Source organism: Streptomyces fumanus, from assembly GCF_014655295.1.
Lineage (GTDB): Bacteria > Actinomycetota > Actinomycetes > Streptomycetales > Streptomycetaceae > Streptomyces > Streptomyces fumanus.
In genome coordinates this window covers 220,411-234,250 of sequence record NZ_BNBI01000013.1, presented here as the reverse complement: position 1 = coordinate 234,250, position 13,840 = coordinate 220,411, and the positions used below count along the sequence as shown (strand labels likewise).

General features: G+C 73.0%; 11 protein-coding genes. 9 read left to right on the top strand and 2 right to left on the bottom strand.

Annotation, left to right across the window (positions count from 1 at the left end):
• The 4 genes from IE316_RS27860 to IE316_RS27845 all read left to right on the top strand — a co-directional run.
• Positions 1 to 419, top strand: a 419-nt coding sequence (locus IE316_RS27860) for a cbb3-type cytochrome c oxidase subunit I (RefSeq protein ID WP_190207262.1), incomplete at its 5' end; no start/stop codon positions are given.
• Positions 416 to 763: a hypothetical protein gene (locus IE316_RS27855; RefSeq protein WP_229910573.1), complete on the top strand. Its 348-nt coding sequence runs from the start codon at positions 416 to 418 to the stop codon at positions 761 to 763. The genes IE316_RS27860 and IE316_RS27855, both read left to right, overlap by 4 nt.
• A gap of 104 nt (positions 764 to 867) precedes the next feature.
• Positions 868 to 1,287 (top strand): aspartate 1-decarboxylase, encoded by a 420-nt coding sequence (gene panD / locus IE316_RS27850; protein WP_190207261.1) that lies wholly within the window; start codon positions 868 to 870, stop codon positions 1,285 to 1,287.
• A 25-nt stretch (positions 1,288 to 1,312) separates the two neighbouring features.
• Positions 1,313 to 1,657, top strand: a complete 345-nt coding sequence (locus IE316_RS27845) for a GNAT family N-acetyltransferase (protein ID WP_190207260.1) — start codon at positions 1,313 to 1,315, stop codon at positions 1,655 to 1,657.
• Between the two features lie 641 nt (positions 1,658 to 2,298).
• Here the strand turns inward: IE316_RS27845 and gnd are convergent.
• Positions 2,299 to 3,738, bottom strand: coding sequence for an NADP-dependent phosphogluconate dehydrogenase (gene gnd / locus IE316_RS27840; RefSeq protein ID WP_190207259.1), 1,440 nt, complete (start codon positions 3,736 to 3,738; stop codon positions 2,299 to 2,301).
• A gap of 387 nt (positions 3,739 to 4,125) precedes the next feature.
• On the opposite strand from gnd, the gene IE316_RS27835 reads away from it, so the two are divergent.
• On the top strand, positions 4,126 to 5,520 hold the full coding sequence (locus IE316_RS27835) for a transglycosylase family protein (protein ID WP_190207258.1): 1,395 nt from the start codon (positions 4,126 to 4,128) through the stop codon (positions 5,518 to 5,520).
• On the opposite strand, the gene IE316_RS27830 is transcribed toward IE316_RS27835, so the two are convergent.
• On the bottom strand, positions 5,510 to 6,652 hold the full coding sequence (locus tag IE316_RS27830; protein WP_190207257.1) for a DMT family transporter: 1,143 nt from the start codon (positions 6,650 to 6,652) through the stop codon (positions 5,510 to 5,512). The genes IE316_RS27835 and IE316_RS27830 overlap by 11 nt on opposite strands.
• A gap of 299 nt (positions 6,653 to 6,951) precedes the next feature.
• Between IE316_RS27830 and glgA the strand changes: the two genes are divergently transcribed.
• The 4 genes from glgA (at position 6,952) to IE316_RS27810 (ending at position 13,740) form a co-directional block, all read left to right on the top strand.
• The gene (gene glgA, locus IE316_RS27825) at positions 6,952 to 8,112 is read left to right on the top strand and encodes a glycogen synthase (RefSeq protein WP_190207256.1); all 1,161 of its coding nucleotides are present in this window, start codon (positions 6,952 to 6,954) and stop codon (positions 8,110 to 8,112) included.
• Positions 8,113 to 8,166: 54 nt separating this feature from the next.
• Positions 8,167 to 9,387 carry a glucose-1-phosphate adenylyltransferase gene (glgC, locus tag IE316_RS27820; protein WP_190207255.1) on the top strand — a complete coding sequence of 407 codons (1,221 nt, stop codon included), beginning with the start codon at positions 8,167 to 8,169 and terminating at the stop codon, positions 9,385 to 9,387.
• A 182-nt stretch (positions 9,388 to 9,569) separates the two neighbouring features.
• Positions 9,570 to 12,179, top strand: a complete 2,610-nt coding sequence (locus tag IE316_RS27815; RefSeq protein WP_190207254.1) for a PA14 domain-containing protein — start codon at positions 9,570 to 9,572, stop codon at positions 12,177 to 12,179.
• Positions 12,180 to 12,399: 220 nt separating this feature from the next.
• On the top strand, positions 12,400 to 13,740 hold the full coding sequence (locus IE316_RS27810) for a wax ester/triacylglycerol synthase family O-acyltransferase (protein WP_190207253.1): 1,341 nt from the start codon (positions 12,400 to 12,402) through the stop codon (positions 13,738 to 13,740).
• Positions 13,741 to 13,840 lie beyond the last annotated feature (100 nt).

Below are 13,840 nucleotides of genomic sequence, written 5' to 3'. Positions count from 1 at the left end.
CCGGCAAGATGCTCGACGAGCGGCTCGGCAAGATCACGTTCTGGACGCTGTTCATCGGCTTCCACGGCACCTTCCTGGTCCAGCACTGGCTGGGCGCGAACGGGATGCAGCGGCGGATCCCCGACTATCTGGCGGTGGAGGGCCTCACGGCCCTGAACACGGTGTCGAGCATCTTCTCGTTCGTGCTCGGCCTGTCGTTCCTGCCGTTCTTCTACAACGTCTGGAAGACCGCCAAGTACGGCAAGGAGGTCGAGGTCGACGACCCGTGGGGCTACGGCCGTTCGCTGGAGTGGGCGACCTCCTGCCCGCCCCCGCGGCACAACTTCCTCACCCTGCCGCGAATCCGTTCCGAATCCCCGGCGTTCGACCTGCACCACCCCGGCACCGCGGCGCACGAGCGGGAGCTGGTCGACCGGTGAGCGGCGAACAGGAGCGCCCGGCGGCCGTGCGGACGCTGCTGGACGAGATCGAGGGACATCTGCTCGTCGCCGCGGCACGCGCGGAGGGCCGGTCGGCGGCCCGCCGTTTCACCGCCCCCTTCGACTGGCTCACCGAGTGGCAGCGCAAAGAGATCGAGGACCGCTTCGAGGCCGGGTACCTCGCCCTGTCCCGCACCTCCTGGCAGCGCACGGCGGAGCGGGCCGGACAGTTGCGGGCCGAGTACGAGGAGCGCTACCGCACGCTGCGGCGCCGTCTGCTGGCCGGCTTCCTGCTCACGTGCGCGACGGCCGTCGCCGTTCTGGCGCTGTTGCCGGAGTACTGAAAAAGCTGGGGACAGCCACCCGGACGTACGACTCGTTGTAGGCTGTACGTACAGCCCTTGACCTGCAAAAACGCAGGCAGGGAGCCTATATGTGGGAGTGCCCGATGCTGCGGACCATGTTCAAGTCCAAGATCCACCGCGCCACCGTCACCCAGGCCGACCTGCACTACGTCGGTTCCGTGACCATCGACGCCGACCTGCTGGACGCCGCCGATCTGCTGCCCGGGGAACTGGTGCACATCGTCGACATCACCAACGGGGCGCGGCTGGAGACGTACGTCATCGAGGGGGAGCGGGGGTCCGGGGTCGTCGGGATCAACGGGGCCGCGGCCCATCTGGTGCGCCCCGGCGATCTGGTGATCATCATCAGTTACGCTCAGGTCACCGACGCCGAGGCGCGGTCGCTGAAGCCGCGGGTCGTGCATGTGGACCGCGACAACCGCGTCGTCGCCCTGGGTGCGGACCCCTCCGAGCCGGTTCCGGGCTCGGACCAGCAGCGCAGCCCGCAGGCCGTATCGGCCTGACGCCGCCAGGACGAGGAGCGTGCCCGTGACCGACATCGAGATCCGCGACGACCGGTCGGCGGGCCGCCTGGAGGCGGTGGCCGGCGGCGAGATCGCCGGCCGCATCGAGTACTTCGTCCTGGACGCCCCCGAGCGTGCCCTCGTCCCGGTGCACACCATCGTCGAACCGGCGTACGAGGGACAGGGCATCGCCGGTTCGCTGGCCCGTGAGCTGTACGTCCTCGCGGGCCGCGAGGGCGTCCCCGTCGCGCCGCTGTGCCCGTACGTCGTCAAGTGGGCTGCCCGCCACACCGACGAGGCACCCGCCGCCGACCCGGAGCTGCTGCGCGCCGCGAAGGAGTGGCTGAAGGGGCACCCCGGCCGGTTCTGAGGGCGCACCCCGGCCGGTTCTGAGGGCGCACCCCGGCCGGTTCCGAAGGCGCACCCCCGGGTTACGACGGAGGTCCTCCGTACGCGTCCACCTGGGGCCGTTCCGTTCGCGCGGGGGAGTGAGTGCCGGCGCGGGCCCCGGGTAGGCGGGGGAGTAGTCCAGAGCCGATGTCGAGCTACTGGCCGGAGGACAGCCGCCATGACGAACCCGTACCCGGACCCCGTACCGCCGGCCCCCACCCCGGGGCCGACCCCGACCCCGCCCCCACCGGGACCGGGACCGGAACCCACCCCGCCGGGACCGGACCCGACCCCGGCGCCCCCCGGCCCGGACCCGGAGCCGACCCCGCAGCCGCCGGGACCGGGCCCCCAGCCGCCGGGCCCCGTGCCGACCCCGTCGCCCCCGCCGCCCGGCCCGCCCGAGCCGTCGCCCTCACCGATCCCGCCGGGTCCGGAACCCGTGCCGAATCCCGAGCCGGGGCCGCCGCTGAGCTGAGCGGCGCGAGCGCCGGAGCCGCGCGCTCCGGGGGCACGCGGATCACTGCGGCCGCCGCTGGGCTGAGCCGCGCCGGCGCCGAACCGCGCGCACCGGGGGGGCACCCGGGTCACCGCGTGCCCCGCGAGCGCGGCCCGCTCGCGCCGTTACGCCGTCTCCTCCGTTCGGTCCCCGCCCCACAGGGTGTGGAAGGAACCGTCGCGGTCCGTGCGCCGGTAGGTGTGGGCGCCGAAGAAGTCCCGCTGGCCCTGGGTGAGGGCCGCGGGCAGGCGTTCGGCCCGCAGCGCGTCGTAGTAGGCGAGGGCCGCCGCGAAGCCGGGCGTCGGCACGCCCTGCCGGGTCGCCGCCACCAGCACCTCGCGCCAGTCGTCCTGCGCCTCGGCGATCTCCCGCGCGAACGTCTCGTCCGACAGCAGGCTCGGCAGGTCCGGCCGGGCGTCGTACGCGGCGCGGATGCGGTCCAGGAAGGCCGCCCGGATGATGCAGCCGCCCCGCCAGATCGCCGAGACCGCGCCCAGGTCGATGTCCCAGCCGTACTCCTCGCTGCCCGCGGCGATCTCGTGGAAGCCCTGCGTGTACGACACGATCTTCGACGCGTACAGCGCCTGCTCCACCCGGTCCGCGAAAGCCGCCGCCTCGGACTGAGGCAGCGGCGACGGCTTCGGCCCCGCCAGCGAGCGGGACGCCTCGCGCAGCGCCGCGTGACCGGACAGGGAGCGGGCGAAGACCGCCTCCGCGATCCCGGAGACCGGCACGCCCAGGTCGAGGGCGATCTGCACGGTCCAGCGGCCGGTGCCCTTCTGCTCCGCCTGGTCGACCACCACGTCGACGAACGGCCTGCCGGTCGCCGCGTCCACGTGGGAGAGGACCTCCGCGGTGATCTCGATCAGGTAGGAGTCGAGCCGGCCCGTGTTCCAGGTGCGGAAGATCTCCGCGATCCGGTCCGGGGAGTACCCGGCGACGTCCCGCAGCAACTGGTACGCCTCGCCGATGAGCTGCATGTCGGCGTACTCGATGCCGTTGTGCACCATCTTCACGAAGTGCCCGGCGCCGTCCGGACCGACATGGGTCACACAGGGGGTGCCGTCCGCCGCCTTCGCGGAGATCCTCTCCAGCATCGGGCCGAGCGAGTCGTACGACTCCTTCGGGCCGCCCGGCATGATGCTCGGGCCGTTGAGCGCGCCCTCCTCGCCGCCCGAGACGCCCATGCCGACGAAGTGGATGCCCTGTTCCCGCAGCTCGCGCTCGCGGCGCCGGGTGTCCGCGAAGTGCGCGTTGCCACCGTCGATGATCATGTCGCCGGGCTCCAGGAGCGGCGCGAACTCCTTGATCACCGCGTCGGTCGGGTCACCGGCCTTCACCATCACGACCAGGCGCCGGGGGCGCTCCAGGGCCGCCACGAACTCCTCGGCGCTCTCCGCCGGGACGAACGTGCCCTCGTCGCCGAACTCCTCCACCAGCGCCCGCGTCCGCGCCGCCGTCCGGTTGTGCAGGGCGACCGTGTAACCGTTGCGGGCGAAGTTACGGGCGAGGTTGCGGCCCATGACCGCGAGACCCGTGACGCCGATCTGCGCTGTAGTGCTCATTGGGATGGCTCCTCATGGTCGTGCTCTCAGTGACCTCAGGGATCTCCGTGATCCCGGTGTTCCCGGTGGCTCCCGGTGAATCCCGTGCTCCCGGTGATCCGGTGATCTCCGTACAGCCGCGGGGCCCGCCGTCTTGTTCCCGCCCGGCCATCCTGACGTGCCCTGATCCCGGGCGCACGTCCGGCCCCGGCGGCCACCGCTCGCCCGGACATACGGACGCGAGGGGCACACCGGCTCACCGCGCACGCCTCCCGCACGCCCTCCGCCGACCAACACGCGCCGGGTCTCCGCCAGTTGGGACGGACGAGCGGCCGATACCCCTCTTGTCATGGCCAGTTCGCGGCGTTTACTTTTGCCGCTCCTGACGCCATGTCGAGGGAGATGTTCATGGCCGTACGCGGCCGGCACCGCCGGTATCAGCCGAACAGGATCAACCGGGCCTCACTCACCGTCACCGCCGGCGGCGCCGGCATGGCACTCCCGCTCATCGGCACCGGCAGCGTCCACGCCGCCGACGTGGAGACCTGGGACCGGGTCGCCGCCTGCGAGTCGACCGGCGACTGGGACATCAACACCGGCAACGGCTACTACGGCGGGCTGCAATTCACGCAGTCCACGTGGGAGGCGTACGGCGGCACCCGGTACGCGCCGCGCGCCGACCTGGCCACCAAGGAACAGCAGATCGCCATCGCCGAGAAGGTGCTCGACGGGCAGGGCCCCGGCGCCTGGCCGGTCTGCTCACAGCGCGCCGGACTGACCCGGGACAGCGGCACCCCCGACATCCGGCCGGCCGGCGGAGAGAAGAAGACCCCGGTCGGGTCGTCGGACCAGGCCCCGAAGGCCGACGAGGACAGCAGAAACGGTACGGGCGGGAAGGCCGCCGATGTGCGGCCGCAGACCACCCCGCAGTCGCGGGCCGGACGGTCCCGGATGTACACCGTCGTCTCCGGGGACACCCTGTCCGGCATCGCCGAGGAGCGGCGGGTCCGGGGCGGCTGGCCGAGGCTGTACGACGCCAACCGCCAGGAGATCGGCGACGACCCCGACCTGATCTTCCCGGGCCAGAAACTGTCGCTGCCCAACGGCTCCACCGACCGCAAGTCCGCGAAGACCCCCGGGAACAAGGCCGGCGGCAAGGACGGGAACAAGGACGACAAGAAGCCCGGCGGCAAGGCCGAGAAGAAGGACGAGAAGAAGTCCGGCGGCAAGACCAAGGAGAAGAACGAGAAGAAGGACCAGAACGAGTCCGGCGACAAGGCCAAGCCGAGGAACGAGAAGAAGGCGGGCGACAAGGCCGAGCAGAAGGGCGCGCCGCAGAACAAGGCGTCCGACAGGGGGACCAAGGCGTCCGACAGCCGGACCAAGGCGACGGGCGGCCACACCATGGTCGCCCCCGTCGACGCGGCCATCGGCACGCCGTACCGCAAGGCCGGTTCGTCCTGGTCGAAGGGCTACCACACCGGCGTCGACTTCCCCGTGCCCACCGGTACGTCGGTGAAGTCGGTCGCCGCGGGCCGCGTGGTCAGCGCCGGCTGGGCGGGGTCGTACGGCTACCAGGTGATCATCCGGCACGCCGACGGCCGTTACACCCAGTACGCCCACCTGTCGGCGATCTCCGTGAAGGTGGGGCAGAACGTCAGCGCGGGGCAGCGCATAGGGCGCTCGGGGTCCACCGGGAACAGCACGGGCCCGCACCTCCACTTCGAGGTGCGGACGGGGCCCGGCTTCGGCACGGACATCGACCCGCTGGCCTATCTCCGGGCCGGCGGGGTCAGGATCTGACCCGTTCGCGCCGGTCCGGCGCGGGGAACAGGACGTACGGACCGGCGTAGAACGGGCACAGCGGCACCGCCCCCGCGCCGGCCGGTTCCTCCGGCGCGGGCTCGGGCTCGGCCGCGGACGGCCGTGGCACCGCCGGGGCGGGCACGAGCACCCGCCCGGCCGATCCCGACCGCGACCCCGACCGCGACCCCGATCCCGACTCCGACCTGGGCCCCGCCCCCGACCCCGGCGTCGGCACCCGGCTCTCGGTTTCCGCCTCCGCCTCTGCCCCCGCCTCTGCTTCGGCCTCCGCCTCCGCCGCCGTACGCGCGATCCGCTCCGTCGTGAGCAGGATCAGGCCACCGGCCGCCACCACCCCGCAGCCCAGCGCGAGCGCCGTGCCGGCGGTGCCGTAGCGGAAGGTCTCGCCGAACATCGTGATGCCGACCGCCGCGGCCACCACCGGGTTGACCACCGTGAGCGTGGCCAGCGGGGCGGCCAGGCCCGCGCCCCGGTAGGACGCCTGGGAGAGCAGCATGCCCGCCGTGGCGAGCACGCCGATCACGGCGAGGGAGGGCAGGTCCCCGGCGGAGACGCCGCCGGTCCAGTCGACGGCGACGGTCTTGGTGAAGACCGAGGACATCCCGAAGGCGATGCCGGAGGCGGTGGCGAGCAGCATGCTGCGGGCCGCCGGATGCCGGTGCGCGGCCCGGCCGGCCACCATCAGCGCCACGACCACCGCCCCGGTCACCAGCGCCACCCCCCAGCGCTGGGGGGTGGTCAGGGAGTGCGAGCCGGCCGAGCCGACCAGCGAGAGCAGGCCCGCGAGACCGACCGTGGCCATGATGGCGCCCCGCCAGGCCGTGGCACCGGCCCGGCGGCCGACGAACACCGCGGCCATCGGCAGGGCGAACACGATGGTCAGCGCGCCCAGCGGCTGCACCAGGCTGAGCGGGCCGTAGGCGAGCGCCACCACGTGCAGCAGGCCGCCCAGTCCGTTGAGCGCGACCGCCGCCCACCAGCTCGGCCGGCGCAGCGGCGCGTACTGCCGGTCGGGAGAGGAGACCGCGACCTGCTCCTGCACGATCGCGCCACCGGCGTACGCGACGGCGGACACCAGGCAGAGCACCACGGACAACGCGAGGGCGCTCATCGGCTGTTCCTCTGCGTGAGGCGGGAGCCCGGCCCGGTGGGCCCGGCCCGGCGCGGCGTACGGTCGGCTTCCATGTCCAACACCCTGCCGCGCCGGAGGCTTCCCGTCGTCAGCCCTGAGCACGCATTGGCTCCTACTGCCGATGGAGTACGCCGGGGCCGCCGTCCTCCCCAGGGTGGGCGCCGCCGGACCGCCCCCCGGCGGCGGAGCCCACACCGGCCACCGCGCCCGCGCTCTTCCCCACCGGCCCCATCTGGGTGACCATGGTCGGACCAGTCGCCGAGAACGGGAGGTTCCGGGTGCGTGTGGGCCTGCTGACCCGGGAGTACCCGCCGGACGTCTACGGCGGTGCCGGTGTCCATGTCGAGTTCCTCGCGCGGGAACTCGCCGCGCTGGTCGACCTGGACGTGCACTGCTGGGGCGAGGCGTCCGGCGCCGACGCCCCCGGCGTCCTGCGCCACCGCCCCTGGTCCGGCCTGGACGGCGCCAACGACGCGCTGCGCACCTTCTCCGTGGACCTCGCCATGGCCGCCGCCCTGGCCGGCCGCGACCTGGTGCACTCCCACACCTGGTACGCCAACCTCGGCGGCCACCTCGCCAAGCTGCTGCACGGCGTGCCGCACGTCATGACCGCGCACTCCCTGGAGCCGCTGCGCCCGTGGAAGGCCGAGCAACTCGGCGGCGGCTACGCCCTGTCGAGCTGGGCCGAGCGCACCGCGATCGAGTCCGCCGACGCGGTGGTCGCCGTCTCCGGCGCGATGCGCGAGGACATCCTCGCCTGCTACCCGGGGCTGGAGAAGGACCGGGTGCACGTCGTGCACAACGGCATCGACACCCGCCTGTACCGCCCCGACCCCGCCACCGACGCCCTGGACCGGATCGGCCTGGACCGCTCCCGCCCGTACGTGCTGTTCGTCGGCCGGATCACCCGGCAGAAGGGCGTGCCCCATCTGCTGCGCGCGGTACGGGACATCGACCCGGCCGCGCAGGTGGTGCTCTGCGCCGGGGCGCCCGACACCCCGGAGATCGACCGGGAGTTCCGGGAGCTGTACCAGGAGCTGAGCCGGGTCCGCGCGGGCGTGCACTGGATCCCGCAGATGCTGCCGCGCCCGGAGGTCATCCAACTCCTCACCCACGCCGCCGTGTTCGTCTGCCCCTCGGTCTACGAACCGCTGGGCATCGTCAACCTGGAGGCGATGGCCTGCGGCACGCCCGTCGTGGCCTCCCGCACCGGAGGTATCCCGGAAGTCGTGGCGGACGGCGAAACCGGGGTACTCGTCGATGTGGACGACGACTTCGAGGCGGGCCTCGCCCGGGCCCTGGACTCGGTCATCGGCGATCCCGCGACCGCCCGCCGGATGGGCGGGGCCGGACGGGAGCGCGCGGTGGACGAGTTCGGCTGGGACGCGGTGGCCCGCCGCACGGTCCGGCTCTACGAGGAAGTCCTGGAACAGGCTTAGGCGGTCGGGCCCACGGGCAGTCATGGGCCACAGCGAGGGTGGAGGGGAGTGGCCATGCGTCGTGGAGGTCCTTCGGTGCTGGGCATCGTCCTGGCGGGAGGGGAGGGCAAGCGACTGATGCCCCTGACCGCGGACCGGGCCAAACCCGCGGTCACCTTCGGTGGCACCTACCGGCTCGTCGACTTCGTGCTGTCCAACCTGGTCAACGGCGACATCCTGCGGGTCTGCGTCCTCACGCAGTACAAGTCGCACTCGCTGGACCGGCACATCACCACCACCTGGCGGATGTCCAGCCTGCTCGGCAACTACGTCACCCCGGTCCCCGCCCAGCAGCGGCTCGGCCCGCGCTGGTACCTGGGCAGCGCCGACGCGATCCTGCAGTCGCTCAACCTGGTCCACGACGAACAGCCCGAGTACGTCGCCGTGTTCGGCGCCGACCACGTGTACCGGATGGACCCGCGGCAGATGCTCGCCCAGCACATCGAGTCCGGCGCGGGCGTGACCGTCGCCGGGATCCGGGTGCCGCGCGCCGAGTCCGCCTCGTTCGGGGTGATCACGCCGGGCTCCGACGGGCAGACGGTGCAGAGCTTCCTGGAGAAGCCCGCCGACTCGCCCGGCCTCGCCGACGACCCCGAGTGCGTCTTCGCCTCGATGGGCAACTACCTGTTCACCACCAAGGCCCTGATCGAGGCGCTGCACCGGGACGCCGAGGACGAACACTCGGTGCACGACATGGGCGGGTCGATCCTGCCCCAGCTCACCGAGCGGGGCGAGGCCGCGCTGTACGACTTCAGCGACAACCACGTGCCCGGCGAGACCACCCGCGACCAGGGCTACTGGCGGGACGTGGGCACCCTGGACGCCTACTACGACGCCCACATGGACCTGATCGCCGAGCGCCCGGCGTTCAACCTCTACAACCGGCAGTGGCCGATATACACCCACTCCGGGCAGTTGTCGCCGGCCCGGTTCAACGCGGGCGGCATCGCCAGCGAGTCGATCGTCAGCGCCGGGTGCCTGATCCGCGGCCAGGTCACCCGGTCCGTGCTGTCACCCGGGGTGGTGGTCGACCCGGGGGCGGTGGTGCAGGGGTCGGTGCTGCACGACAACGTGCACATCGGGCGGGGCGCGGTGGTGCGCGGCGCGGTGCTGGACAAGAACGTCCAGGTGCCGCCGGGCGCGACCATCGGCGTCAACCCCGAACGGGACGCGGAGCTGTACACCGTCTCCAAGGGCGGCGTGATCGCGCTCGGCAAGGGCCAGCGGGTGCCCTAGCGGGTCCGGGGCGGTGGCCCCTGGGGTTGTTGTCATGTCCCTGGACGCGAAGCGGAATCCGTGTTGTCATGCATGCTGCTGTTACATCGATGTAATAGAGCCTCGGTGTGACAGCGGCACGCAGGACACCGACCGCAGAACCCTGAGCCACCAGCCACCCCCCGTCCTCAAGGAGAGGGTCCGTGCGCATCAGACGACTCAGAGACCGCTTCGCGCTGCTGCTCGCCGCCGCGCTCGGCACCGCGGGACTCACCGCCGTGCCCGCCGCGGGCGCCGACGGCACCGCCGCCGAGGTCCACGGCCTCAAGGGCGAGTACTACACCCAGTCCGCCCCCGGCGCCTTCGACTTCCACGAGCTGAAGGCCACCGCCTTCGACCCGCAACTGGACTTCGACAACCTGGAGCCGCGCCTGAACTTCACCACCGGGCAGTCGGACGACGTCAGCGTCCGCTGGACCGGCAAGCTGGTGCCGGAGCGGACCGGCGCCCACACCTTCTCGGTCTCCGCCGACAACGGCTTCCGGCTCTGGGTCGACGGCAAGCTCGCCATCGACCACTGGGTCGACGACTGGGACCGGGAGCAGACCGCCGAGCCGATCGAGCTGACGGCCGGCCGGCCGTACGACTTCAAGATGGAGTACTTCGAGCACTACGGCGGCTCCAACCTCCATCTGCGCTGGACCGAGCCCGGCGGCGCCAAGGAGGCCGTCCCCCGGTCGGCGTTCCGGCTCCCCGACGGCTTCGACTACAACGGCCCCACCGCCGCCACGGTCCTCCCCACCGGCCGCACCCTCAAGCTCGACTTCGCCCAGCCGCTCGCCGTACCCCCGGCCGGTCTCGCCGACCACCTCGACGCGGTGATCGGCGGCGCCCGGTGGCCGCTGGGCACCGTCCGGCGGGACCCGGCCGACCCCGCCGCCCTGCTGGTGGGCCTCGCCGAACCCGTCGTCGGCAACAAGACCGGCACCGCCCGGGGCACCGCCGACCTCCGCTACGACGGCGAAGGCGGCCTCACCGACACCGAAGGCAACGTTGTCAGCGCCTTCCTGACCAGCGGGCCCAACCGCTCCACCTACGAGCTGCGCACCGAGTGGGCCGACGAGGTCGGGCCGGACAACGCCCACCCCGAGTACCCGCGCCCCCAGCTCACCCGCGCCGACTGGCGCAACCTCAACGGCCGCTGGCAGTTCGCCGCCGCCGAGGCGGGCGAGCGGCCGCCGGTCGGCAAGGACCTCGGCGAGCGCATCCTCGTCCCGTACCCGGTGGAGTCCCAGCTCTCCGGCGTCCAGCGGCACGAGGACCGCATGTGGTACCGCCGCACCTTCACCGTGCCCAAGAACTGGCACATCGGCTCCGGACAGCGGCTGAAGCTCAACTTCGGCGCGGTCGACTGGCAGAGCGAGGTGTACGTCAACGGCACCAAGGTCGCCGAGCACAAGGGCGGTTACGACAAGTTCGGCGCGGACATCACCGACGCGCTCAAGCCCGGCCGCACCCAGGAGCTGATCGTCGGCGTCTACGACCCGACCGACGCGGCCGGCGGCGAGAACCCGCCGATGGGCAAGCAGCGCCTGGACCCGAGCGGCATCTGGTACACGCCCAGCTCCGGCATCTGGCAGACCGTCTGGATGGAACCGGTCGCCCGCGACCACGTCGACTCCCTGAAGCTCACCCCGGACACCGACGCCTCCACCCTGACCGTCGAGCCGCGCGGCGTGCGCGACGGGGTACGGGTCACGGCGACGGCGTACGCCGGACACCGCAAGGTGGCCACCGCCACCGGCCGCACCGGCTCCCCGCTCACCCTGAGGATCGCGAACCCGCGGCTGTGGTCGCCCGACGACCCCTTCCTGTACGACCTGAAGGTCACCGTCGGCGCCGACCGCGTCGGCAGCTACTTCGGGATGCGGTCCATCGCGGTCGAGAAGGTGGACGGCGTGCCCCGCACGGTCCTCAACGGCGAGCCGGTCTTCCTGATGGCCACCCTCGACCAGGGCTTCTGGCCGGACGGCCTGCACACCGCGCCCACCGACGAGGCCCTCGCGTACGACCTGAGGCTGCACAAGCGGCTCGGCTTCAACTCGGTGCGCAAGCACATCAAGGTCGAACCCGACCGCTGGTTCTACTGGGCGGACCGGCTGGGCCTGCTGGTCTGGCAGGACATGCCCGCGATGAACGCCGGGACCAGCCCGTCGGCCGCCGCCCGCGCCCAGTACGAGCACGAGATGAAGGAGATGATCGACGAGCACATCAGCAGCCCCTCGGTCGTCATGTGGGTCACCTTCAACGAGGGCTGGGGCCAGTACGACATCGGCCGGATCGCCGAGCAGGCCAAGCGCTGGGACCCGACCCGGCTGGTCAACAACCAGTCGGGCCTGAACCTCGGCGCCGACGGCAACGCGGGCGACATCATGGACGAGCACGGCTACCCGAGCCCCGCTCTGCCGCCCCGGCCGGACGGCGAACGGGCCCTGGTCAGCGGCGAGTACGGCGGCCTCGGCCTGGCGGTGCCCGGCCACGCCTGGTCGGTGCAGCAGTCGTACGTCGACGTCGACCCGGCGACCTACACCGACGACTACCTCGCCAAGCTGGCCGAGGTGCGCGCCCTGGTGTGCCGGGGGAGCAACGGCGCGGTCTACACCCAGATCAGCGATGTCGAGGGCGAGCTGAACGGCCTGACGACCTACGACCGCAAGGTCCTCAAGCCGGACGTCCCGCGCGTGCGGGCCGCCCATGAGGCCCTGATCCGGGACGCGTCCCGGCCCGTCCCCGCCGGGTGCCCGGCCGCCTGAGCCCGGTCGGCCCGCGGCCGTCCGGGTGACGTGACCGCACACGCCCCACGAGTCCCGCCCCTTCCTCAGGGGCGGGACTTCACACGTTGTTAACTGAGCGTAGCGTGATCGTACTTGACCGTAATCGTCGGAGAGCGATTGACTGCTTGTCTCCATCCAGCTCTATTCGTCTCTCTTCCTCACCATTCGTCTCCATCCGTCGTCGACGCGAGGCCAGCCCGTGACCGCAGACCTGCTCGCTCCCCTCGATCTGGCGTTCTGGAACATCGAGACCCCCGAGCACCCCATGCACCTCGCCGCGCTCGGCGTGTTCCCGGCCCGCTCGCCCACCGCCGCCGCGCACGCCGTCGACCTGCTGGCGGCCCGCGCGGCCGGCGTGCCCGGTCTGCGGATGCGCATCCGGGACGTCTGGCGGGTGCCGCTCGCCCTGACCGGGCCGCGCTCCTTCGGCGGCGCCGCCCGCGAGCCCGCCCCCGGCTTCGACCCGCTCGACCACGTCCGGCTGCACGCCCCGGCCGGCGACTTCCACACGGTCGCCGGCCGGCTCATGCAGCGCCCGCTGGACCGGGCCCGGCCGCCCTGGGAGGCCCATGTGCTGCCCGGCGCGGACGGGACGTCCTTCGCCGTGCTGTTCAAGTTCCACCACGCGCTCGCCGACGGGCTGCGGGCGCTCGGGCTGGCCGCCGCCGTCCTGGACCCGACGGACCTGCCCGCGCCCCGCCCCCGCCCCGAGCCGCCCCGCCGCGGCCCGCTGCCCGACCTGCGCGCCCTGCCCGGCCGGGTGCGCGGCGCCCTCGCGGACGCGGGCCGCGCCCTGGACATCGGCGCGTCCGTCGCCCTGTCCACCCTCGACGCGCGGTCCTGCCCGGCGCTCACCGCCGAGCCCTCCGGCACCCGCCGCACCGCCGGCGTCGCCCTGGACCTGGACGACGTGCACCGCGTCCGCAAGGCCGCGGGCGGCACCGTCAACGACGTACTGATCGCCGTGGTCGCGGGCGCCCTGCGCCGCTGGCTGGACGAGCGCGGCGACGGCAGCGAGGGCCTGGCGCCCCGGGCGCTGATCCCCGTGTCGCAGCGCCGCCCCCGCGCCGCCCACCCGCAGGGCAACCGGCTCTCCGGCTACCTGATACGGCTCCCCGTCGGCGACCCCGACCCCCGCTCCCGCCTCGGCTGCGTCCGTACCGCCATGGACCGCAACAAGGACGCCGGACCGGCCCGGGGCGCCGGTGCCGTCGCGCTGCTCGCCGACCACGTCCCCGCGCTCGGCCACCGGCTGGGCGGGCCGCTGGCCGGGCAGGCCGCCCGGCTCTGGTTCGACATCCTGGTCACCAGCGTGCCGCTGCCCAGCCTCGGCCTGCGCCTCGGCGGCCACCCGCTGGCCGAGGTCTACCCGCTCGCCCCGCTGGCCCGCGGCCACTCCCTGGCCGTGGCCGTCTCCACCTACCGGGGCCGCGTCCACTACGGGCTCGTCGCGGACGCCCGGGCCGTCCCCGACCTGGACCGGTTCGCCGCCGCGGTGACCGAGGAGGCGGCGGCGCTGACGGCCGTCTGCGGCCGCTGAACCGGACGGTTTGGCGGCCGGCGCCCCCGCTCGCGTAAAATCCGCCGTTCGAAAGCGGACGCGAGTCGGAGCGCCGCGACGGGTGATCAGGGAACGGCAG

Bases quoted from the DNA above. Each gene is read 5' to 3' on its own strand.
- panD (WP_190207261.1), top strand. From the start codon at position 868: ATGCTGCGGACCATGTTCAAGTCCAAGATCCACCGCGCCACCGTCACC.
- gnd (WP_190207259.1), bottom strand. From the start codon at position 3,738: ATGAGCACTACAGCGCAGATCGGCGTCACGGGTCTCGCGGTCATGGGC.
- IE316_RS27835 (WP_190207258.1), top strand. From the start codon at position 4,126: ATGGCCGTACGCGGCCGGCACCGCCGGTATCAGCCGAACAGGATCAAC.
- IE316_RS27830 (WP_190207257.1), bottom strand. From the start codon at position 6,652: ATGAGCGCCCTCGCGTTGTCCGTGGTGCTCTGCCTGGTGTCCGCCGTC.
- glgC (WP_190207255.1), top strand. From the start codon at position 8,167: ATGCGTCGTGGAGGTCCTTCGGTGCTGGGCATCGTCCTGGCGGGAGGG.